12 protein-coding genes are annotated in these 21,962 nt (G+C 68.6%); all 12 read right to left on the bottom strand.

Going from position 1 to position 21,962, the window contains the following annotated elements; translation table 11 throughout:
* Positions 1-8,358, bottom strand: an 8,358-nt coding sequence (locus VHB27_RS16755) for a beta strand repeat-containing protein (RefSeq protein ID WP_325602528.1), incomplete at its 3' end; no start/stop codon positions are given.
* Positions 8,359-8,533: 175 nt separating this feature from the next.
* A complete protein-coding gene (locus VHB27_RS16750) occupies positions 8,534-10,351 on the bottom strand; it encodes a ShlB/FhaC/HecB family hemolysin secretion/activation protein (protein WP_325602526.1) in 1,818 nt (605 codons plus the stop codon).
* Positions 10,352-10,709: 358 nt separating this feature from the next.
* Complete coding sequence (gene tssH / locus VHB27_RS16745) at positions 10,710-13,358, bottom strand: type VI secretion system ATPase TssH (RefSeq protein ID WP_325602524.1); 2,649 nt, start codon at positions 13,356-13,358, stop codon at positions 10,710-10,712.
* Between the two features lie 17 nt (positions 13,359-13,375).
* Positions 13,376-14,584: a type VI secretion system baseplate subunit TssG gene (gene tssG / locus VHB27_RS16740; protein WP_325602522.1), complete on the bottom strand. Its 1,209-nt coding sequence runs from the start codon at positions 14,582-14,584 to the stop codon at positions 13,376-13,378.
* Entirely contained in the window at positions 14,581-16,461 is a 1,881-nt protein-coding gene (gene tssF, locus VHB27_RS16735) for a type VI secretion system baseplate subunit TssF (RefSeq protein ID WP_325602520.1), read from the bottom strand. The genes tssG and tssF overlap by 4 nt, the downstream gene beginning before the upstream one ends.
* Complete coding sequence (gene tssE / locus VHB27_RS16730; RefSeq protein WP_325602518.1) at positions 16,461-16,970, bottom strand: type VI secretion system baseplate subunit TssE; 510 nt, start codon at positions 16,968-16,970, stop codon at positions 16,461-16,463. The genes tssF and tssE overlap by 1 nt, the downstream gene beginning before the upstream one ends.
* 2 nt (positions 16,971-16,972) lie before the next feature.
* A complete protein-coding gene (locus tag VHB27_RS16725) occupies positions 16,973-17,782 on the bottom strand; it encodes a type VI secretion system accessory protein TagJ (protein WP_325602516.1) in 810 nt (269 codons plus the stop codon).
* An 11-nt stretch (positions 17,783-17,793) separates the two neighbouring features.
* Positions 17,794-18,396 carry a type VI secretion system tube protein Hcp gene (locus VHB27_RS16720; RefSeq protein ID WP_325602514.1) on the bottom strand — a complete coding sequence of 201 codons (603 nt, stop codon included), beginning with the start codon at positions 18,394-18,396 and terminating at the stop codon, positions 17,794-17,796.
* A 35-nt stretch (positions 18,397-18,431) separates the two neighbouring features.
* Positions 18,432-19,910, bottom strand: coding sequence for a type VI secretion system contractile sheath large subunit (tssC, locus tag VHB27_RS16715; protein ID WP_325602512.1), 1,479 nt, complete (start codon positions 19,908-19,910; stop codon positions 18,432-18,434).
* A gap of 3 nt (positions 19,911-19,913) precedes the next feature.
* Positions 19,914-20,429: a type VI secretion system contractile sheath small subunit gene (gene tssB, locus VHB27_RS16710; protein ID WP_325602509.1), complete on the bottom strand. Its 516-nt coding sequence runs from the start codon at positions 20,427-20,429 to the stop codon at positions 19,914-19,916.
* 122 nt (positions 20,430-20,551) lie between these two features.
* A complete protein-coding gene (gene tssA, locus VHB27_RS16705; RefSeq protein ID WP_325602507.1) occupies positions 20,552-21,616 on the bottom strand; it encodes a type VI secretion system protein TssA in 1,065 nt (354 codons plus the stop codon).
* Position 21,617: 1 nt separating this feature from the next.
* The coding region (locus VHB27_RS16700; protein WP_325602506.1) for a hypothetical protein at positions 21,618-21,962 on the bottom strand (345 nt) is incomplete at its 5' end.

The raw sequence follows: 21,962 nt of genomic DNA, 5'->3' as shown, positions 1-21,962 counted from the left end.
CAGCGTCGCCGCCAGGCCCGAGATCGCCCCCGGCACGCTCAGTCCGAACGTCCCGGTATCCAGCGTGATCGTGCCCGCCGCGGCGGTGACCGGGCCGGCCACCGCCAGGCTGGTCCCGTCCGCCAGGCTGAACCCGGACGGCGCGTTGAACGGCCCCAGCGTGCCGATGCCGTTGGTGCCGCCGAAAGCGGCGGCGGTCGCGACCCCGCCGGTCAGCGTGCCGGCGTTGAGGAACGCCCCCGCCGCCTCGGTGATGCCGCCGGTCGACGCCGTCAGCGACGCCACCCCGGCGGCGCCCAGGCTGCCGGTCAGGCCGATCGTGCCGGCGCCGAGCGTCACGCCCACGCCGCTGATCCCGCCCGGGACGTCGAGCGCGAAGGCGCCGTTGTCGATCGCGACCACCCCGGCGCTGGCGGACACCGCCCCGGCGACGCTCAGGCCTTCGCCGTTGTTCAGGGTGAACCCGGCGGGCGCGGTGAACGCGTTCAGCACGGCGACCTGGTTGGCGCCGGTCAGGCTGGCGAAGCTGGCGGCGCTGCCCTGCAGGCTGGCGGCCAGGATCACGCCCGGCGCGCTGATGCTGCCGGCGCTGACCAGCGTCACCGCGCCGCTGCCGACCTGGCCGGCGATGTCGATGTCGGCCGCGCTCAGCAGCACCGGCCCGCCGGCGATGGTGCCGAGGACGTTCAGGCCGCCGGTGTCGTCGATGGCGAGCGGCCCGCCGCTGCTCACCACGCCCGTCACCGTCAGCGCCTGGCCGTCCGCCAGGCTGAACGCCGAACCGGCGATGAAGCCCGCCAGCGTGCCGATCCGGTTGGAACCGCTGAACGTCGCGGTGGTCGCGGCGCTGCCGGTCAGCGTCCCGGCGTCGAGGCTGCCGGTCTCGGCGATGCTGCCCATGCTGGCGACCAGGTCCGCCGCGCCGGTGACGCCGAGGCTGCCGGGCAGGTCGATCGATCCCGCCACCAGCGTGGCGGCCAGGGCGGTGATCGCGCCCGCCACGTCCAGGCCGAACGTGCCGGTGTTCAGCACGATCGTGCCGCCGGGCGCGCTGACGACGCCGTCGACGGCCAGCGCCTCGCTGTCGGCGAGGCTGAAACCGTCCGGCGCGGAGAAGGCCGCCAGCGTGCCGATCCGGTTGGGACCGGTGAAGCTCGCGGTGGTGACGGCGCTGCCGGTCAGCGTCCCGGCGTTCACCGCCCCGGAATCGACGATCGCGCCCTGGTTGCCGATCAGGTCGGCGACGCCGGCGACGTCGATGCTGCCGCCCAGCGTGATCTGCCCCGCGCTCAAGGTCGCGGCGAGGCCGTTGATCGCGCCGTTCCCGCCCAGGGCGAACGTGCCGTCGTCCAGCACGATGGTGCCGCCCGTGGACAGGACGGTGCCGGCGAGCGTCAAGGCCCGTCCGTCGATCAGGCTGAACCCCGACGGCGCGGTGAAGTTCCCCAGCGTGCCGACCATGTTGGTGCCGCTGAGCAGCACCGTGGTGGCGACGCTGCCGGCCAGCGTGCCGGTGTTGATCACGCCGGTCACGCCCAGGCTGCCCTGGGTGGCGACAAGGTCCGTCAGCCCGGTCACGCCCAGGCTGCCGGCGATGTCGATCGAGCCGGCGGTCAGGAACGCCGCCGCGCCGGTGATGACGCCCGGCACCGAAAGGCCCTGCGTGCCGGTATCCAGGGTGACGGCGCCGCCGCTGCTGGCGACGCTGCCCGCCACCGTCAGCGCCTCTCCGTCGGCCAGGCTGAACCCCAGCGGCGCGGTGAAATCGCCCAGGGTCCCGACCTGGTTGACGCCGTCGAGGGTGGCGACGGCGGCGCTGCCGGTCAGCGTGCCGGCGATCAGGGTGCCGGTTTCGCCGATCGCGCCGGTCGCCACCGGCACGGTCAGCGCGGTCGAGCCCTGGCCGCCGTCGCTGACCAGGCCGCCGATCGCCAACTGGGCGCCGTTCAGCACCAGCGCGACGTTCCCCGCGGCCGGCGCCACCATGCCGTCGATCGCCAGCAGGCCATTGGGCGCGGACAGCAGCGCCTCGATCGAGGGGATCACGGCGCCGCCCGCCGCGACCGCCAGCGATCCTGCGGTGGCGACCAGCGTCGCGTGCGGGGCGGCGACCGTGCCGGTGACCGCCATCGACGCGGCCGAGACGTTCGCGGTCCCGCCGGCGGTGACGTTGCCCACGCTCAGGAACGGGCCGCCATGCACCGCGAAATCGGTCCCGGCGCTGCCGCTGACGCTGGCGACGACGTTGCCCGCGTTGCTCAGGTCGACGAAGCCGCCGGCACTGGTCGCGGTCAGCGCGCTGCCGCCCAGCAGTGTCACGCCGGCGCCGTCGACCGCTGCGGAGCCGCTGAGTACCAGGTTGCCGGGGACGGTGATCGAGCCGGCGAGGCTGAGCGTGCCCGCGGTCGCGGCCAAGGTTACGGTCTGCGCGGCAACGCAGCGCTCCGACGTCAGGGTGGCGGCGCTGATGTCGATCAGCGTCGTGGCGCTGATCGGCCCGACGATCGACAGCGGGCCTGCGTCGTTCAGCACGATGGAGCTGAAGTTCGACAGCGTGCCCAGGGCGGCGATCGTGTTCTGCCCGGTCAGGCCGAAGGTGGTGCCGCTGGCCGACAGCGTGCCGGCGATCACGGTGCCGGCGCCGGTCAGCGGGCCGGCGGTGGCGATCAGGGAGGTGGTGCCGGCGCCGCCGTCGCTGACCTCCCCATCGATGCCGATCGAGGTCCCCGTCAGGCCGACCGAGATGGCGGTGTTGCCGCCCAGCGGCAGGATGCTGCCGGATACGAGCAGCGAGCCGGCGGCGACGATGGACACGGCGGACCCGGCATTGACGTCGCCGACGGTCAGCGCCTGGTCGTCCTGGACCGAGAACGTTCCCCCGGCACTGCCGGCGATCGTGCCGATCGCGTTGCCGGTGTTGCTCAGCGCCACCGACGCGGTGCCGCCGTTCGCCGTCAGGCTGGCGGCTGCGAGGAGCCCGTCGACGGTGACCCCGGCGGCGCCGCCGAGTTGGATGGACCCGGTCGCCTCGATGAGGCCGTTCAGGTTGAGCGCCCCGACATTCGCCCCCAGGGTGATGTTGGTGCCAAAAATTTCCGTCGGGACCGTGATGTTGTCCGCGACGATCGAAATCAGCCCGCCGTCCAGCAGGAATCCGGTCACCGTCAGCGAACCGGTGTCGTTCACGACCAGCGTCGAGAGGAACGTGGGCACCGTAAGCTGGCGGATCGCGTTGGCCGATCCCGCCAGGGTGATGTCCGTGGCGGTCGTGTCGAGCGTCCCGGCGACCACGGTGCCGGAGGGGGATTCGGCGATCGTGCCGCCGCTGACGGCGAAGTTGGTGGCGCCGCCGCCACCGTCGCTGACCAGGCCTTCGATGCTCAGGCCGCTGGCGGTCAGCCCGACCGTGATGGCGGTGCCCGAGGCCGGCTGGATGCTGCCGGACGCCGCCACGTCGATCGACCCGGTGGTGCTGAGCGCCACCTGGGTGCCGATGCTCACCACGCCGGTCACGGCCAGGTCCCGCTTGTCGCTCAGGAACAGGGTATCGGCGGAGAAGCTGCCCAGCGCGGCGATCGTGCCGGGGCCGGTGAGGTTGGCGACCGCGGCGCTGCCGGTCAGCGTGCCGACGACCAGCGAGCCGGTGTCGGTGATGTTGCCGCTGGTGGCGAACAGCCCGGTCTGGCCCGCGCCGCCGTCATCGACCAGGCCGCTGATCGAGAGCGACGTGCCGCTGAGGCTGATCGCCAGCATGCTGCCGCCGGCCGCGACGATGCTGCCCGGCACCGTCAGGGCGCCCCCGGAGGCGATCGCGACCGTTTGCCCGCCGGTGATCAGCCCGGACACCGTCAGGGGGCCGATGTCGTTCAGCAGCAGGGAATTCGCGGTGAACGTCCCCAGCGTGCCGATCGTGTTGGTGCCCTGCAGGCTGGCCGTTCCGGCGACCGACCCGGTCAGCGAGCCGACATTGACCGAGGCGGCGGGATCCTCGGTGATCGCACCCGCGGTAAGGGCGGCCGCGACGGCGGTGATGGTGCCGCCGATCGACAGCGGGGCCACCGACCCGTTGTTGATCACCGCCGTCCCGCCATGCACGTCGAGCAGGCCGTCGATCGCCAGGCTGGTGGTGTTGTTCAGCGTGAAACCATCGGCCGCGGAGAAATTGGCGATCGCGCCGATCGCGTTGGCGCTGCCCAGCAGGCTGACGAAATCCAGAAGGCCGCCGCCCGCGAGCGTTCCGGCGCCGATGAACGCCGTGCCCGGTTCGGAGATCACGCCCCCCGCCAGCACCAGCCCGATCGACAGCGTGCCCGGCGTGCTGATCGACCCGTCGATCGTCACGCCGGTGCCGCCCGTGAGCGCGACATCGGCGCCGGTGACGCCGCCGCCATGGGCGATGAGAAGGTTCTGCAGGCCGTTCTCGTCCAGCGTCACGTCGCCGGCCCCGCCGTCGACGAGGCCGCTGACGGTCAGCGCCGCGGCGTCGAACAGCGTGAACCCGTTGCCGGCGGAGAACGCGCCCAGGGTGCCGAGGTTGTTGGCGCCGTTGGTCAGCGTCACGCTGCCGGCGCTGCCGATCAGCGTCGAGACGGACAGCCCCGCGGACTGCGTGATCCCGCCGATCGCCCGCAGGTCGAGCGTGCCGAATTCGCCGATCAGGTTCGTCGCCCCGTCGATCTCGATCGACGCGGCGACGGGGGTGTCGTTGAAGCTGCCGAGACGCAGCGTGTTCGCGGTGATCTGCAGGGCCGAGAGGTCGAGCCCCAGCGTGCCGGGCGAACCCGCCACGCCAAGGGCGATCACGCTGTTGCTGATGCCGGAAATCTCGATCGTGCCCGAACCGGTGGCGACCGTGCCTTCGTTGGCGATGACGTTGAGCGCATCGGTGCGCAGCCCCACGGCGCCGTTGGGCGCCAGCAGGACCGCGGCGGTGGTGCCGTCGCCCAACTGCAGCGCCGGCGCCTGCAGCGCGATGACGGACCCGCCGCCGATCGTACCGATTGCAACGAGGTTGGCGGAATCGACCACCACCAGCGACCGGCTGGACGTGAAGCTGGCCAGCGTGCCGATCGCGTTGGCGCCGCCGGCCAGGTTGGCGACCGCGGCGGTGCCGGTCAGCGTGCCGGCGATCAGCGTGCCGCCCTCGGTGACGACGCCGCTGCCGCCGTTGACGACCAGCGCGGTCGATCCGCTGCCGCCGTCGCTGACGAGGCCGCTGATATCGATCGCCGGTCCCGCCGTCAGCCCCACCGTGATCCCTGCCCCCGGCGCCGACGGCGCGATGGCGCCGGGCACCGACAGGCTGCCGGTGGTAATCACGGTGGCGGAATTCGCGAAGGTGACCGTCCCGGCGACGGTCAGGTCGGACGAGCCGTCGTTCAGCAGGAAGTCGGCCGCGCTGAACGATCCGAGCGTGCCGACCGCGTTGCTGCCGGTGAGCGAGGCGGTGGTCTGCGCGCTGCCGCTGAGCGTGCCGACGTTCAGCGCTCCGGTCTCGGTCACCGCGCCTACCGTCCCGAACAGCGCCGCCTCCGTGGCGTCGAGCGTGCCGCCGATCTGGATGCTGGCCGCGGTTAGCGACGCCGCGGTCGCGGTCAGCAGTCCCGCCAGGCCGATGGAGGTGTCGTCGCTGATGGCCACCGTCCCGGTGGCGGCGTTCAGCGTCCCGCCGATGATGAGGCCGCCCGCGTTGACCAGGCTGAAGCCGTTGCGCGCGGCGAAGTTGCCGATCGTGCCGATATGGTTGCCGACGGCGGTCAGCGCGGCGCTGTCCACGCTGCCGGTCAGCGTGCCGACGCCGATCGGGGCGGACTCGGTGACCGCGCCCGTCGCTTCCAGGTCGAGCCTGGGCGGGAGCGTGTAAGGCCCCGCGCCGGCGTCGATCGATATGCTGCCCGCGACCGTCGTGCCGTGCACGGCGCCCAGCCGCAGTTCGGCCGCGGTCAGGACCAGCGTCGACGGATCGACCGCGAGGGTGCCCGCCCCGCCGGACCCCAGCACGATGATGTCGCCATGCGCGGCCGGCGCGAACTCGATCGTGCCCGATCCGCCGGCGGAGACCGTGCCGTTGTTGCTGACGAGGCTGCCGGTCTGGATCGAGGCGAGCCCGCCGGTGGCGGTCAGGACGCCGGCCGTCGCCGTCCCCGAACCCAGCGTCAGGCCCGGCGTCTGCAGCGAGAGCGTCGAACCCGAGACCGACCCCAGGACCGTCAACGCCTCGGCGTCCACCAGGGCGAACGATCCCGTCGCCGCGAAGTCGCCCAGCACGCCGATCGAATTGCTGCCCCGGACCAGCGCGAGGTCGCCGCCCGAGGACCCGGTCAGCGTGCCGGCGTTCAGGATCGCCGTCGTCGTTTCGCTGATCGTGCCGACGCTGCCGATCAGCTTGAGCGCACCGCTGACCGCGACTTCTCCGGCGAGGCTGATCGATCCCCCGGCCAGGGTTGCCCCGCCGGCCAGGACGGTGCCGGTGCCGGCCAGGGTCAGGCCGGACGTCCCGGCGTTGAGCACCGCTTCGGCGGAGCCGCTGTTGACCAGGCCGCCGACCGAGAGGCTGCCGCCGCTGGCCAGGGTGATGCCGCTGCCGCTGTCGATGGTGATCCCGCTGGCGATGGCGATGCTGCCCGAGGCCTGCAGCGTCACCGATCCCTGCTTGTCGGTGATGATGCTGCTGTCGAGCGTGATCCCGCCGGTCGTCGTCGTGCCCGCGTTCAGGACGATGCTGCCCGTTGCGCTCGCGTGGATGTCCGACGAGGTGCCGACCAGGATGTCCCCGCCCGATTCCAGGGTCAGGTTGGCGTTGTTCTTCAGCGTGATCGGCGTGTTGTCCGAAATCTGCAGCAGGGTCCCGGCCTGCAGGATGATGTTGCCGGTCAGGCTGTCGATCTCGGTGTTCGAGACGGTGTCGCTGACGCCCCCCGTGCCGGCGCCGATCGACCCGGTGGCCGCGAGGCTGCCGTCGAGGCTGCCGGTGCCGCCGTTGACGACGATCAGCGTGTTCGGATCGAGCAGGATGGTGCCCGTCGCCCCCATCGGCGCGCCGGTATTGATGTCGCCGGTCAGGGAGAAGCCCTTTTCCCCCGACACCTCCACCAGCCCGCCGTCGCCGCCCTGCGCGCCGCCCATCGCGGCGATCGTGCCGGCCATGTCGGTGTTGCCGGTGCTGAGCACCGTCACCCGCCCGCCATTGCCCTTCCGCGTCGCATTGGCGGCGATCCGGGCGCCTTGGGCGATCGTGACGGTCTTGGCGGTCGGTTCGCCGGTCACCGACGGCCCCCCTGCCGCCCGCTTCAGGGTCGTCCCGACCGCCACGACGCCGCCGCCTGCCTGGCCCGAGGCGTTCACCCGCGCCGTGGCGGCGATGTTGACGCCGTTGCTGGCGTTCAGCTCGATCGCGCCGCCCTTGGTGCCGGGGGCCTTGCCGGCGGCCGAGATGTCGCCGTCGATCGTCAGCGACCCGCCGATGCCGTTGACGACGACCTCTCCGGTCTTGCCGTTCGGGGCGGTGTCGGCGGCGATCTTGCCGCCGGCGTCGACCAGGTTGGTGACGATGCCGTCCACCGCCTTGGCCGTCAGCTCGATCCGTCCGCCCTGGGCGGTGATGACGCCGGTATTGGTCACCAGCGCCGTGACCGGCTTGCCGTCCGGGCCTTTCGGCACCGTCCGCACCTGCTTGGTCACGTCGATCGACATCAGCCCGTCGCCATAGAGGTCGACGACCGACGCCTCTCCGCCCGCCAGCGCGACGCGGCCGAACGGCGCGCTGATCACGCCGGCATTGGCCACGCCCGGCGCCACCAGCGCCGCCAGCCCGGTGGCGGCGACCGAGATGTTGCCCTTGTTCACCACCATCGCGCCGGGCTTGCCCGGCACGTCGAAGACCAGCTTGCCGGCGGCCAGGTTCTTGTTGGCCACGTCGGCGGTGCTAACGATGACGGAGTTGGCGTTGACCTGCGCGCCCTGCGAGAACACCACGCCCGACGGATTGACCAGGACGAAGACGCCGTTGGCGTTGATGTGCCCGGCGATCTGCGACGGATCGCCGGCCTGCACGCGGTTGACCGAGATCGCGCTCTTGCTGGGCTGGTTGATCTGGACCGACTGTTTCGACCCGACATCGAATCCGCGCCAGCCGGTGGCGAGCACCTGGCTGGACTGGTCGATGGTGGTGGTCGTTCCGTTGTAACTGTAACGAGCGGAGCCGAGCTGCGTGGTCGGGTTCAGCGGATGCGCGTTGGGGGCGGGCTGGGCGAAGGCATGGCCGACCGGCGTCACGGCGCACAGCGCGGCCACGCCCTGCAGCGCGGTGCAGCGCAGCAGCATCCCGCGCCGCAGCCGGACGATGCCGAGCCTGCCCATCCTGAGCACGCCCGTCCTGAGCATGCCCGTCTTGGGTATGCCCGTTTTGGGTATGACAGCCTTGGGCGTGCCTTTCCGGGGCACCGGCCGGCCGGCGTAACAGCGTTTCCGCGCCATCATCGTCTCCCAGGGCCGCCGGCGGGTGGTCCGGCCCGCGCATCCGGCCCGTCCACCGTCAGAATCTCACCAGTACGCGCCAGTAGAAGGCCTGCGCGTCGAGCGGCGCCACTGCCGCGTTGCTGCTCGCCGGCTGGCGATTGAGCCGCGTCACGCCTTCCATGTCGTATTCGAGGAACCGGGTCAGCGCGGACCGCACGCCGATGCCGATGGAGGAGACATGCGTCGCGTAGTCCAGCGCGCGGTTCTGCCAACTCTCGCCCCAGTCGTAATAGGTGTAGAATTGCAGCCCGACGTCGTGCGACAGGCCGAACGCGTCGATATGCGCGGTGGTGTTGAGCTGCAGTTCCAGCGTGGTGGCCAGCGCGCTGTCGCCGGCGACCTCACCCGCGTAATAGCCACGGACGGATTCCAGGCCGCCGAGGTGGTATTGCTCCTCGGGTGGCAGGATGTCGCCGGATTTCTGTCCGCTCAGTTCCATCAGCAGGCTGACGGTGCTGTCCCGCCAGGGGGAGAACAGGGTCTGGTTGCGGCTGATCGTGCCGGTCAGCGAGGTGAAGTCCATCACCTCCCCGGGGCGGCTGAGCGTCGCCTGCCCGGTATGGGTGGACCCGAGGCCGTCGAAGCCGCGGTTGATGCGGAAGCTGACCCGGTTCTCCGCCGGATGGGTGGCGCCGAACACCTGGTCCAGCCGCGCGTAGTCGGCGCCGAAGCGGATGATGCGGAGCGAGTCGTGCGTCTCGATCCCGGCGCCGGTGGTCGAGGTGTCGAACAGGTCGAACATGCCGACGAGGTTGAGCTTCTCCCGCCGCGAATAGAGCAGCGGGTAGGAGAACGCGAAACCACCCACCTGGGTGACGCCGTGGTAGTTGGCCGTGGCCAGCGTGCCGGACGGGTCGGTCGTGCCGGAGCCGCCATAGACGCGGAACTTCAGCCCGGAATTGCCGATGAACATCTCGACGTCCGCCTGGCCGAAGATCTGCGTCCAGTTGGTCAGGCTCTTGTAGATCGAGACCTCGCTGCGCTCGCCCAGCGAGGTCAGGCTGTTGTAGCCGAGGACCGCCAGGCTCTCGACCGGGCCGGTGTCGCGGTACGCTCGGTTGTCGGCCAGCGCGAAGCCGGAGATCGCGGTGCGGCTGACGCGCGCGACCAGCACCAGCGAACCGGGTTCGGTCTCCGACGGCCGCAATACCGTTTGCAACGTAACGCCGGGCACGTCCTGCGCCAGCAGCAGCCACCGTTCGATGACCGACGTCTTGCTGGGGCCGTCCTGGATCAGGTTGTGCAGGAAGCCCAGCACCTTGGTGCCGGCGGGACCGATGTCCCCTTCGAGCTTCACGTCGGAGATGCGGCCCTCGACCACCACGAACCGCAGCACGCCGGTGCGGTTGACCGAGGCGGAGACCGTCACCAGCGGATAGCCGCCGTCGCGATACTTGCGCAGGATCGCCAGCCGCGCCGCCTCGATCGCCGTGGCCGGCGTGTTCGGGCCGACCAGCCCCTGGGTCAGGCGGTTGATCTCCGACGGCGGAAAGGTGGTCACGCCTTCCACCACGATGGAGGTGACGGCGACCGGTATGGCCGGCACCTGGTTCGGATAGCCCTCCTCGCCCGGCAGCTTCATGCCGGGGGCGACGGTCGGCCCCTTGGGCGGCGCGATGGTGGTGACCGGGTTCTGCTGCGGCGGAGGCGCCCCCTGGGCGAGGGCCCCATGGGTCGGTAACAAGGCAGGCAACAAGGCAGCCAGCAGGGCAGCGAGCGGCATGTCCGCCGGCAAGGCGCCGCCCGCCATCGCCGGCCGGACCGACCGTTGCCGAGCGCTGCGCGCCGGCGGCGGCGGGGCACCGGTGCTGTTCCTGGAGGCTGCTGACCTCAAGCTGTTCCCCTCGTTCCCGGCCGGCCAGCCATCATCTCCCGCGAGGTGCGATTGCCCCGAGACCGGGTTGATGACGATTTTGTTTAAATGGCGCAGACGTAACGAAATCTTACCTCAACAGGTCATCTCGCGCAATGACCCGGCATGAATCTTTCGGTAAAACAGGAAACCAGTGGGTTTTTCGTACCAGAGGTCCCGAGGGCCGGCGGCACCTCGTCAATAATCAACTGAAATAGTTGGCCGCCGGTGCCGGAATAGTTCCGATATCGGTTCTTTTCACCGGCCGGCCTCGACTTGGCGCCAGGCCCTTGGACCGCACGCGCCGGCAAGGGCCTTCCAACGCGGCGGTCAGCCGGGCTCAGTCGAAGTCGTACGTGAACCCATCGCCGCCGACGTCCACGTGCACGCGGGCCACCGGCTCGTTCTTCAGCAGCCGGTCGAGGAAGGCGCCGCTGATGTCCGGCAGCATCGTGTTGGTCAGGATCGCATCGATCATGCGCCCGCCGCTCTCCGGCTCGTTGCAGCGGCCGCGGATCAGGTCGACGACGGCCTCGGTATAGGTGAACGGCACGCCATGACGCTCCGTCACACGCTTGGCGATACGGCTGAGCTGCAGGCGGATGATCTTGCCCATCACCTCGTCGCTCAGCGGCAGGTACGGGATGACGATCAGGCGTCCCAGCAGCGCCGGCGGGAAGACCTTCAGCAGCGGCTCCCGCAACGCCTTCGATATCTCCTCGATCTCCGGCATCAGCTCGGGATCGCGGCACATCGACATCACAAGGTCGGTGCCGACGTTGGAGGTCAGCAGGATCAGCGTGTTGCGGAAATCGATGTGGCGGCCTTCGCCGTCCTCCATGGTGCCCTTGTCGAAGACCTGGAAGAAGATCTCGTGCACGTCCGGGTGCGCCTTCTCGATCTCATCCAGCAGCACCACCGAATAGGGCTTGCGGCGCACGGCTTCCGTCAGGACGCCGCCCTCGCCGTAGCCGACATAGCCCGGCGGCGCGCCCTTCAGCGTGGAGACGGTGTGTGCCTCCTGGAACTCCGACATGTTGATGGTGATCAGGTTCTGCTCGCCGCCATACAGCGCCTCGGCGATCGTCAGCGCGGTCTCCGTCTTGCCGACGCCCGACGGGCCGCACAGCATGAACACGCCGACCGGCTTCACCGGGTTGTCCAGCCCGGCGCGCGAGGTCTGCACCCGGCGCGCGATCATCTTCAGCCCATGGTCCTGGCCGACCACCCGTTCGGCCAGCGTATCGGCCAGCTTCAGCACCGCCTCGGCCTCGTTGCGGACCATGCGGCCCACGGGGATGCCGGTCCAGTCGCCGACCACCGAGGCCACCGCCTGCTCGTCCACCGAGGCCAGGATCAGCGGCGCCTCGCCCTGGTGCGCCTCCAGCTCCCGCTGCAGGCCGCGCAGCTCTTCCAGCAGCGGCTCGCGTTCGGCCGCCTTGTCGTCGCCGGCCAGGTCGCGCAACTGGCCGCGCAGCGTCAGGATCTTGTCGACCAGCGCCTTTTCCAGCTCCCAGCGCTTTTCCAGGATCGCCAGCTCGTCCGTCTCGCGTTCCAGCAGGCCGGCCACCTTCTCGGCGCGTTCCTTGACGTCGACGCCGACCGCGGCTTCGCGGGCGATGATGTCGCGCTCGATCTCCAGGCCCGAGATGCGGCGGCGGCAATCCTCCAGCGCCGGCGGCACGGCGTGCTGGCTGACGGCGACGCGCGCGGCGGCGGTGTCGAGCAGGCTGACGGACTTGTCCGGCAACTGGCGGGCGGGGATATAGCGGTGCGACAGGCGCACCGCCGCCTCGATCGCCTCGTCCAGGATCTGCACGCGGTGGTGCTTCTCCAGCGGCGTGGCGATGCCGCGCATCATCGCGATCGCCTTGTCCTCGTCCGGCTCGTCCACCTGCACGACCTGGAAGCGGCGGGTCAGCGCGGGGTCCTTCTCGAAGTATTTCTTGTATTCGGCGAAGGTCGTGGCGGCGATGGTGCGCAGCGTGCCGCGTGCCAGGGCAGGCTTCAGCAGGTTCGCCGCGTCGCCCGTGCCGGCCGCGCCGCCGGCGCCGATCAGCGTGTGGGCCTCGTCGATAAACAGGATGATCGGCCTGGGGCTGGACTGCACCTCCTCGATCACCTGGCGCAGCCGGTTCTCGAACTCGCCCTTCATGCTGGCGCCGGCCTGCAGCAGGCCGACATCCAGCACGCGGACCGAGACGTCCTTCAGCATCGGCGGCACGTCGCCCTCCACGATGCGCAGCGCGAAGCCCTCGACGACGGCGGTCTTGCCGACGCCTGCCTCGCCGGTCAGGATCGGGTTGTTCTGCCGCCGGCGCATCAGCACGTCGATGATCTGGCGGATCTCCGCATCGCGCCCGGTGACCGCGTCCAGTTGCCCGTCCCGCGCGCGCTGCGTCAGGTCGACCGAGAACTTGGCCAGCGCCTCCTGCTTGCCCATCTGCGCGGGCGCCATGGCGCCGGATGCCTCGCCCGGCGCCGCGCTGCCGTCGGTGGCGGCCAGCGCCGCCTCGGGCGAGCCGCCCAGGATGGCGTCGAATTCCTCCGACAGCGTGTCGGGCTTGATCCGCTCGAACTGGCGGGAGATGCCGAACAGCGTGCTGGCCAGATGTTTCGTCTTCAGCATGCCGAAGACCAGGTGGCCGGTGCGCACCTGGCCCGCGCCGAACATCAGCGTGGCGAACACCCAGGCGCGCTCGATCGAATCCTCGATCTGCGGGGCGAAGTCGCTGATCGCCGTCGCGCCGCGCGGCAGCTTGTCCAGGGTCGCGGTCACGTCCGTCGCCAGCCGGGAGGCGTCGATCTCGAAATGCCGCACCAAGCGATGGATGTCGCTGTCCTGGGTGTTGAGGACCTGGTGCAGCCAGTGCACCATCTCCACATAGGGGTTGCCGCGCAGCTTGCAGAAGACCGTCGCCCCCTCGATCGCCTTGTAGGCGAGCGGGTTGAGTTTGCCGAACAGCGCGGCGCGGTTGATTTCGGTCATGCTCGTCCTACCCCCTTTTATTTGGCGTGCGCTTCGCGATCGAACTTGGCCGCGAGGCTGTCGGCGCTGGCGTCGAGATACAGGTTCGCCGCGTCCAGCCGCGTCCGGCTTGGATTGAGCCAGGTGGTCCAGCCGAGCTGCCCGTTCTCGCCGAGCTTCGTCGGCGGGATCTCGACGTATTTCAGCACCAGGTTCATGTCCCAGATCATGACGTCACCGGTATAGTTGCGCACGATGGAGACCAGCCGGTGGAAGCTGAGGCCGCCGGGCAGCAGTCGGTGATACTCTTGTAACGTCAACGGTCCGATGACGATACGGAATTTATGCTGCCGGCTCCAGACCCGCGATCCCAGGACGGCGGTCTTGCCCAGTTCGGCGGTACGCGGGCCGTCGCCCACGCGGGTCCGGTCGTCGGCCGGGAATTCCATCCAGGCGCCGTGGAACTCCTCGACGCGCGCGGGCACCGCGAAGAACGCCGACAGGATCTGCGCCAGGCCCTCGGCATGGCGGGTCTGGTTGGCCAGCAGCCCGGCGAAATGCAGCTTCGTCAGGTCGGGCATCGCGTCGCGGTCGCGGAACGCGTCCAGGCCGATGCCGATCAGCGAGCCGATATAGCCGGCGTAACGATCCTGTTCCGGCCGGTCGAAGGCGATCGTCGGGCGGACATCCGCCCAGGCCCTGTAGAACAGCGAGATCGCGCGATGGTGGAAGATGTCGGCGAAGCGTTGGAAGGTCGGGTCGTTGTGGTTGCGCCGCCGGTCCCGCGCATATTCCGTCAGGTGCAGCGGCAGCGGACCGTCGGTGCCGAACAGGCCAAGGAAATGCACCCGCAACTGGTCGGGAAGCTCCTCCGATCCCGGCTCGAACGCGGCCAGGGCCGAGGACGGGTGGGTCACCGTCGGTTCCTGCGTCAGGCGCACCGCGTCCTGCGCCGGATGCGCGCTGTGGCCGAAGCGCGGGCGGTTGCGGTAGATCGCTTCCAGCATCCGCATCATCGCGTAGAAGCTGAAACGTTCCGGTTCCTTCTCCAGCCGCTCCAGAAGCGCGCGCAGCCCGGCTGCCGGCGCCGGGTCGGGGGGCTGCGCGACGGCCGCCGGGGCCTCTGCCGGCGCGGCGGGAAGGACGTCGCCGGACGCTTCGCCAGGCGGGGCGGCAAGCGGGGCGGCAGGCGGGTCGCCAGGCGGGTCAAGCGTCTCGCCCTCAGTGGTATGAAGGGTCTCGCTCACAGCAGCGGCCGCGTGCCGAGGCGCATCGGCCAGCGCATCACCTCACCCCGGTCCGGCGAACGCAGCACCGTTTCGGTGAAGCCGTTGATCGAGACGTATTTGGCGAAGAAACGATCGAGCACGGCGCCGAGGATGATCCCGCCCGGCCCGCCGAAGGTGGATTCGTCGAGCGTCAGCACCACCTGCAGCCCCCGCCCGGCGCAGAGCGGACCGGCGCCGGGGATGCGGCGGATGATCGGCGTGGAGGAGACGGAGCGGACGGCCTCCACGTGGCGGTTGAAGGTCGGTGCGTTCTCCGGCACGTACAGCCGCAGCAGTTCGCGCAGCGCCGCCGCGCCCTGCAGCGCGTCGGTGTCCGTCAGGCTGAGATAGTTGAGGCCGAGATGCGAGATGAACCGCCACGCATATTGCCCGTCGCCGCGGCAGGGACGCGGCAAGGTCGGACCGACGACGCAGCGGATCGATGCGACCGGCGCATTCACGACGATGGTGAAGTCGGTGTGCCGCTTGCCCACCGGCATGGCCATCGGCAGATCGCGGTTGGTGCACATCAGGTCGAGGCCAAGCTGGCGCAGCGAGGCGTCGAGCGGCGTGTTGTCGGCATCCACCAGCGACACATAGAGATCGTGGCCGATGTAACTGGATCGCGGTCCGCGCTCCATCGCCCGCTGCGACAGCCGGCGCGGCTGGCGGCGGGCGATGTAGTAGCTGCGATGGCCCGGGCTGCGGCTGAGGTCGTTGGCGGTGTAGAACGGAAAGAACGGCTGCGCGGCACCGCCGTCGGCGGCGTAGCCCTCCATCGAGAGGATGGAAAAAACCTCGTAATCCAGCGGCCGCATGCGATCGGGCACGACCAGGTACTCGGCTTCCCGATCGGCGACGTTGACGCGGTCGCTGCGCTTGCGGAACAGGTTGATCGCCGGCGTGCAATTCAACTGCATATACTCGGCGTTGAAGCCCATCAGCACGTTTTCGGCGCGGTCGAGCAGGATGATGATCTCGAGGTCCGAGGAGCCGCAGCGGATCGCCGACCGGCCGAGGCCGCCCAGTTCGAAGAACAGGAACCGCTCCGGCATCGCGAAGTATTCCTGCAGCAGCCGGTAGCCGTCGAACGTCTCGGGCAGGCGGGGCAGCAGCGCTTCCTGCGGGTCCAGCCCGGCCGCGCGCAGGGCGGTGCGGGGCAGCTTGTCCTGCCAGGGCAGCGGCCGGGTGCCGGGCCGCACATAGATCGACACGGCGTGGGCGGCGAGTTGTTCGTACAGCCGCAGACGCGCGTTCTCGGGGCCGCCGAGGAAGAAGGTGAGCTTGTCGAGCGTCAGCTTGCCGATCGGCATGTCGTTGCTGAAGGTCTTCAGCCGCAGCCGGATCGCCGCCTTGGCGCGCGGCTCCTCCGGCAGGCCCAGCGCGGCGACCGCGGCGGGGGTGGCGATGTAGTCCGCCTCGGCGACGTCGACCGGCAGCAGGCGTACCGCATGGGCGGTGCGGAACTCGCAGTTGGTCTGGTCCTCGGTCCCCAGCAGGGAGCGCATCTCCAGCCCCGCCGGAAGGTCGACCCCCTGCGGCGTGCCGGCCAGGCCCGCCATGTCGGGGGTGATCTTCACCACTGCCATCGAGGGCGTCGGCCCCAGATAGTGCGGATAGACCATCTGCAGCAGCGATTGCGTGAAGGTCGGGAACTCCGCCTGCATCTTGAGCTGGATACGGGCCGTCAGGAAGGCGAACCCCTCCAGCAGCCGTTCCACGTAGGGATCGGCGATCTCGGTGTTGCCGAGGTCGAGGCGGCTGGCGATCTTGGGGAATTCCTTGGCGAATTCCCCGCCCATCTCGCGGACGAAGGTCAGTTCCTGCTCATAGAGGTCGAGAAGTTTCGGGTCCATCAGCTTCTGCTCTTTCCTTCGCTGACCACCGCGAGTCTCGTTTCGACCTCGATCTGCGTTTGCAGGAAGAGTTGTTGCGGCACCGGCTGCGCCCAGAGTTCGCCTTCGATCTCGAACACCAGGCTGGGGCTGGCGCCGTCGCCCGAACCGCGTGCGCGCACGCGCAGCGTCTCGGGCCGGATGCGTGGTTCATAGCGGCGGATCGCGGCGGCCAGTTCCTTTTCCAGGGCGGTGATCCGGCCCGAGGATTCGATCATGCCGGCGAAGCCCGGAATGCCGTAGTTCAGCGTGGAGTTCGCCAGCAGCGGCCGTTCGGAGAGGTCTTCCTCCAGCGTGACGAGGTTGGTCGCGTTCAGCAGCCAGGCAAGGTCGCGCAGCACCGCCTGGCGAAGCTGCTGCATGCTGAGCGTCTGGGCGTCGCCGGTTTCCCGCTTCTGCGCCGGGTTGTCGTCCGTGAGGCGGTCCAGCAGCGCGGGCTGGAGCCGCTCGCGCCCCCTGAGCCCCGACATCGCTAGGCCGCGCCGTCTTCGGGCGCGGTGAGCAGCAGCGTGCGGACGTCCATCAGCGCGGTCTCCTCGGCGTCCGTGACCAGCACGCGCTGTCCGACCGGCACCGACCAGTCGGGGGCGAGATCGACCCAGTCGGTGGCTTTCGACAGGATGGCCGCGGGATTTTTCGTTTCCAAGGTTCCCGGATAGCGCGTCGGGACGAAGCCGACCGCCTCCCCTTCGTTGGTCCAGGTGAACCTGGCCGGCATCCAGACCTGGTCGCGCAGGTCCGCCGGCGCGTCGACGTGGATCGCCTTGATGCGGAAATACGGCACCCACATGTAGTTTCCGTTGAGAAAGACCTCCAGCACGGGGCCGAGACGCGGATCGGAATCCGCGATCCATTCGAAGGCGTTGTCGTTGAGCGCGCCGGCCGTTGCGGGTGCGGCGTCGAAGGCGGCGTCGCGCAGCCGCGCCGCGTCGGCAGGCTGGCCGGCGGCCAGCAGGCGCGTGGCTTCCATCAGCAGCGGCAGCCATTCGCCGGGGTCGCCCAGGACGGTGGGCGAACGTTCGCCGCGAAACACTTTCTCCCGCAGGATCTCGCAGCGTATGGCCGCCTGGTAGGCCTGCGACATCGGATAAGCCAGGGGGTCGAGTTCCGCCGCCACCGAAAGCTGCGTCAGCGCTCGGTCCCATTCGCCCGTCACACAGAACATCTGGAACAGGAACGTGCGCAGCTTGGGATCCCTGGGGGATTTGCGCACGTCCTGTTTCAGCGCAGCCATCGCGCCTTCGACGTCACCCGATCGTAACGCTTCCCGCGCGTCTGGCATCACGGCCTCTTTTACTGGATCACGGACTTGGCGTCGCGGTCCTGCTTGTTGTTGACGCGGTTCCAGCCACCCACCAGGGCCGGCGACTGGATCGTGCCGTTGGGGTTCTGGATGCCGTAGCGCACCTGCAGCCCGCCGTATTCGAAGGTGATGGTCTCCTTCGGCGAGGTTTCGTCATGCGACCAGGCGATGGTCTTCACGGCGACCAGCTTGAAGGTGAAGGACAGGAAGAACTGGCCGGCCGTCGTGCCGCCGGAGCCTTTCCGCAGGCCGAGCCCCACCGCCTTGAACGGCGTGCCGGAGCAGGCCATTTCGTAGATGTAAGGGCTGGACTTGTCGATCGGACGGGTGATGGAGAACGGGTTGAAGGCGATCTTGCCGGCGCCCGCGCCGCGGCTCTGGCTGCCGATGTTCAGCACCTGCTCGATATCGAAGCTGTAGTCTTCGACTTCGAACAACTGGCCGGTGCCCGCCGACAGGAAGGGCCCCGAGATGTCGTCGCTGGTCACGCCTTCCAGGACCACCTGCGATTCCGACTCCAGGTAACCGTTGCTGTTCAGTCCGCCCGCCTTGGAGTCATAGGCCTGGAAATACATATATGCGTCTGTTGCCATGGTTTCTTCTCCTTATCGCTATTATGGGCTTACGATTACTTCGGCATCCGGGACACGAGACGCATGGACACCGACATCCCCTCAAGCTGGTAGTGCGGCTTGAGGTAGAATTTCGCGCTGTAGTATCCTGGGTTTTCTTCGTTTTCCTCCAACTCCACTTTCGCGTCGGCAAGAGGATGGGTCGCCTTGTATTCTTCCGTGCTGCTGTTCGGCGACGGATCGACATACATGCCGACCCAGGCCTGCAGCCAGTCCTGCAGTTGCGACTTCGTCCGCGTCGAGCCGATCTTGTCGCGCACCATGCATTTCAGGTAGTGCGCGAACCGGCAGGTCGCGAACAGGTATGGCAGCCGCGCGGCGAGGTTGGCGTTCGCCGTCGCCGCCGGGTCGTCGTACTCCGCCGGCTTCTGCAGCGACTGCGCGCCGATGAACGCCGCGAAGTCGGAGTTCTTCTTGAAGATCAGCGGCATGAAGCCGTTCTTCGCCAGTTCCGCCTCGCGCCGGTCGCTGATGGCGATTTCGGTCGGGCATTTCATCGCCACGCCGCCATCCTCGTCGGGGAAGGTGTGCGCCGGCAGGCCTTCGACCGCGCCGCCGCTCTCGATCCCGCGGATATGCGAGCACCACCCATAGACCTTGAAGGCCCTGGTGATGTTCGTCGCCATCGCATAGGCGGCGTTGCACCAGGTGTATTTGTCGCTTTCGCCCAGCCCGGTCTCTTCCTCGAAGGCGAACTCCTCGACCGGTTCGGTCTTCGCGCCGTAGGGCAGGCGCGCCAGGAAGCGCGGCATGCACAGGCCCAAATAGCGGGAGTCCTCCGACTCGCGCAGCGACCGCCAGGCCGCGTATTCGGGCGTCTGGAAGATCTTCGTCAGGTCGCGCGGATTGGACAGCTCGTTCCAGCTTTCCATCTGCATGACGGTGGGCGCGGCGGCGGCCAGGAACGGCGCGTGCGCGGCGGCGGCCACCTGCGCCATGTCGCCCAGCAACTGCACGTCCTGCGGGCTGTGATCGAAGTAGTAATCGCCCACCAGCGTGCCGAACGGCTCGCCGCCCAACTGGCCGTATTCTTCTTCGTAGATCCGCTTGAAGATCGGGCTCTGGTCCCAGGCCGTGCCGCGGAACTTCTTCAGCGTGCGGCCCAGTTCCTTCTTCGAAATGTTGAAGATCTTGATCTTCAGCGTCTCGTCCGTTTCGGTGTTGTTGACCAGGTAGTGCAGTCCGCGCCAAGCGCTTTCCAGTTGCTGGAAGTCTTCATGGTGGATGATCAGGTTGACCTGTTCGGTCAGCTTCGCATCGATCGCCGCGATCAGTTGCGTGATCGACGACAGCGCGTCGTCCGACACCACCACCGTCTGGGCCAGCGCCTGTTCCGCCAGCGCCTTGACGGCGACCGAGACGGCGTCGCGCGCATCTTCGGTCTTCGGCCTGAACTCTTTCGTCAGCAGCGCCTGGAAATCGTCAAGGTTAGTGGTTTCGCCGGCTACGGCCGGGCTGAGCTGCGTTTCGGACATCGATTACTCTCCCTTGCCGTCTTCCGTGGGCGCCGCCTGGGCGGCAAGCGTCTGCAGCAGGGCGGGATCTTTCAGGACCTTGTTGATCAGCTCTTCCGCGCCCGCCTTCCCGTCCATGTAGGTCAGCAGGTTGGAGAGCTGGGTCCGCGCCTCCAACAGCTTGTTCAGTCCGTCGACTTTCTTGGCGACCGCGGCCGGCGAGAAGTCGTCCATGCTTTCAAACGTAATATCGACCGCGACATTGCCTTCGCCGGTCATCGTGTTCGGCACCATGAACGCGACCCGCGGCTTGATCGCTTTCATGCGGGCGTCGAAATTATCAACATCGACTTCCAGCATCTTGCGGTCCGCCACCGCCGGCAGCGGATCGGCCGGCTTGCCGGACAGGTCGGACATCACGCCGACGACGAACGGAAGCTGCACCTTTTTTTCCGAGCCATAGGTTTCAACATCGTATTCGATCTGGACACGGGGCGCTCGGTTCCGAGCGATGAACTTTTGGCTGCTTGCTCTCGCCACGACCTGCTTCCTTCCTGATTACACCTGTCAAACTATAACAAAAACCGACACAAAGTGAACCGAATTCGAATATTGCGACGCTTGGTCACCGGACCTCGCGCGCCGAACTCGTTGCCGTCGATCTATTCCTGGGACCCGGCGATCACCTGCGCCTGCATCAAGCCGTCCGGCGCGATGTCGCGCAGGATATCCATGAAGTCCATCGTCGCCAGCCGCCGCGCCCGATCGATCAGCATGGGCAGCGGGCTGGACGGTTCGTTGTTGCGGAAATAACCAGACGCCAGCTCCAGAAGATAGATCGCGTCGTCGCGGCGATTGACCTCGGAGATCGATCGGATATCGATCCCGCCGCGGCGGCTGGCGCGCACGCGGACCTCGGGTTCGGCGCCGACATCGGCGTCCATGACCTCCGCCCCGCCCGCATCGTCCGCCGGGGCTTCCGCCTCCTCCGCCGTCGGCTCGTATCGGCGCAGCTTCTGGCGGATGTCCGCCAGAAGCTTGGTCAGGTTCGTCAGGTCCGGCCCCGTGCCGAAGCCGGCGTGGCGGTCGAACGCTTCGGGGATCGCGCCGAGGTCGCCGGCCAGCCGGTCGACGCTGGCGGTCAGCGCCGCCAGGCGGTCCGGGTTGGTCTTGCCGAACGCGCCCCGAATGAATGCTTCCGATTTCTTCTCGACGCCTTCTTCGACTTCGATCGATCCTTCGTGGATCGAGATGTCGCGCCAGGTCACCGGGCCGGTCAGCGGCGTGGTCGCCAGCGGCATGTCGCGCAGCACGCGCATCACCCAGGACGGGTCCTGCAGCCGGAACAAGGCGTTGGCGCGCAGCGTCGGGTCGTTGTCGTCCTCGGGGTCGAGTTGCGGATGCACGCTCTGCCACCGCTCCTCGACCTGCAGGCGGATCTGGGCGACGACGTCGGCGAAGCCCGGCAGCCCGTCCAGGTTGAGCCGCGTCATCGCGTAGAGGGCGAAGACGCGCAGGTCCCGCGTCCGCTCCAGCAGCGATTCCGCCAGCGGCTGCGCTTCTTTCCATTCCGGCGGGACGGCGGGAATGATCGTATCGCCGTATTGCGCTTCCGGCTTGCCTTGACAGGCCCTGTCAAGCGCGGAAAAATCCGGGTCGAATTCCAGGTTTTCGCCCGATGGCGCGTCGTCGGAAAGATCCGGAAGCAACGTTACGGGTTCGGCCATTTCAGACGATGCCGCCGACCAAGGTCACGCTTAGGCCATAGACCACCCCGACCATGGACAGGCCCAGGCGCGCGTCCGCAAAAGAAACGCAATGATCATCGCGCAACAAACGGACCCCCCATGGTGATCGTGGGCAACGATCACCCCGTATTGACCTGTCCTGTTGAACGTATGCAACAATGCTACCCTTTTGTCCAGCATTCTTGAACCCGGCAACAAAAAAACCACCGACAAGGTCAAACCGGACCCCGCCCGTGTAAAACATCCAAGTCCGGATCGTCGTCCAATCGATCGCCACCCAAAGAATCGCTACCCAAAGAATCGCCACCCAAGGAATCACCGCCCA

The sequence above is a fragment of the Rhodopila sp. genome (assembly GCF_035548235.1).
Taxonomy (GTDB): Bacteria; Pseudomonadota; Alphaproteobacteria; order Acetobacterales; family Acetobacteraceae; genus Rhodopila.
Note: the sequence above shows the minus strand (reverse complement) of the source record. Positions and strands in the feature narration are given on the sequence as shown.

Coding starts and splice junctions, on each gene's coding strand:
- tssH (WP_325602524.1), bottom strand. CDS start 13,358: ATGACCGAAATCAACCGCGCCGCGCTGTTCGGCAAACTCAACCCGCTC.
- VHB27_RS16725 (WP_325602516.1), bottom strand. CDS start 17,782: ATGCCAGACGCGCGGGAAGCGTTACGATCGGGTGACGTCGAAGGCGCG.
- tssA (WP_325602507.1), bottom strand. CDS start 21,616: ATGGCCGAACCCGTAACGTTGCTTCCGGATCTTTCCGACGACGCGCCA.
- tssF (WP_325602520.1), bottom strand. CDS start 16,461: ATGGACCCGAAACTTCTCGACCTCTATGAGCAGGAACTGACCTTCGTC.
- VHB27_RS16720 (WP_325602514.1), bottom strand. CDS start 18,396: ATGGCAACAGACGCATATATGTATTTCCAGGCCTATGACTCCAAGGCG.
- tssE (WP_325602518.1), bottom strand. CDS start 16,970: ATGTCGGGGCTCAGGGGGCGCGAGCGGCTCCAGCCCGCGCTGCTGGAC.
- tssC (WP_325602512.1), bottom strand. CDS start 19,910: ATGTCCGAAACGCAGCTCAGCCCGGCCGTAGCCGGCGAAACCACTAAC.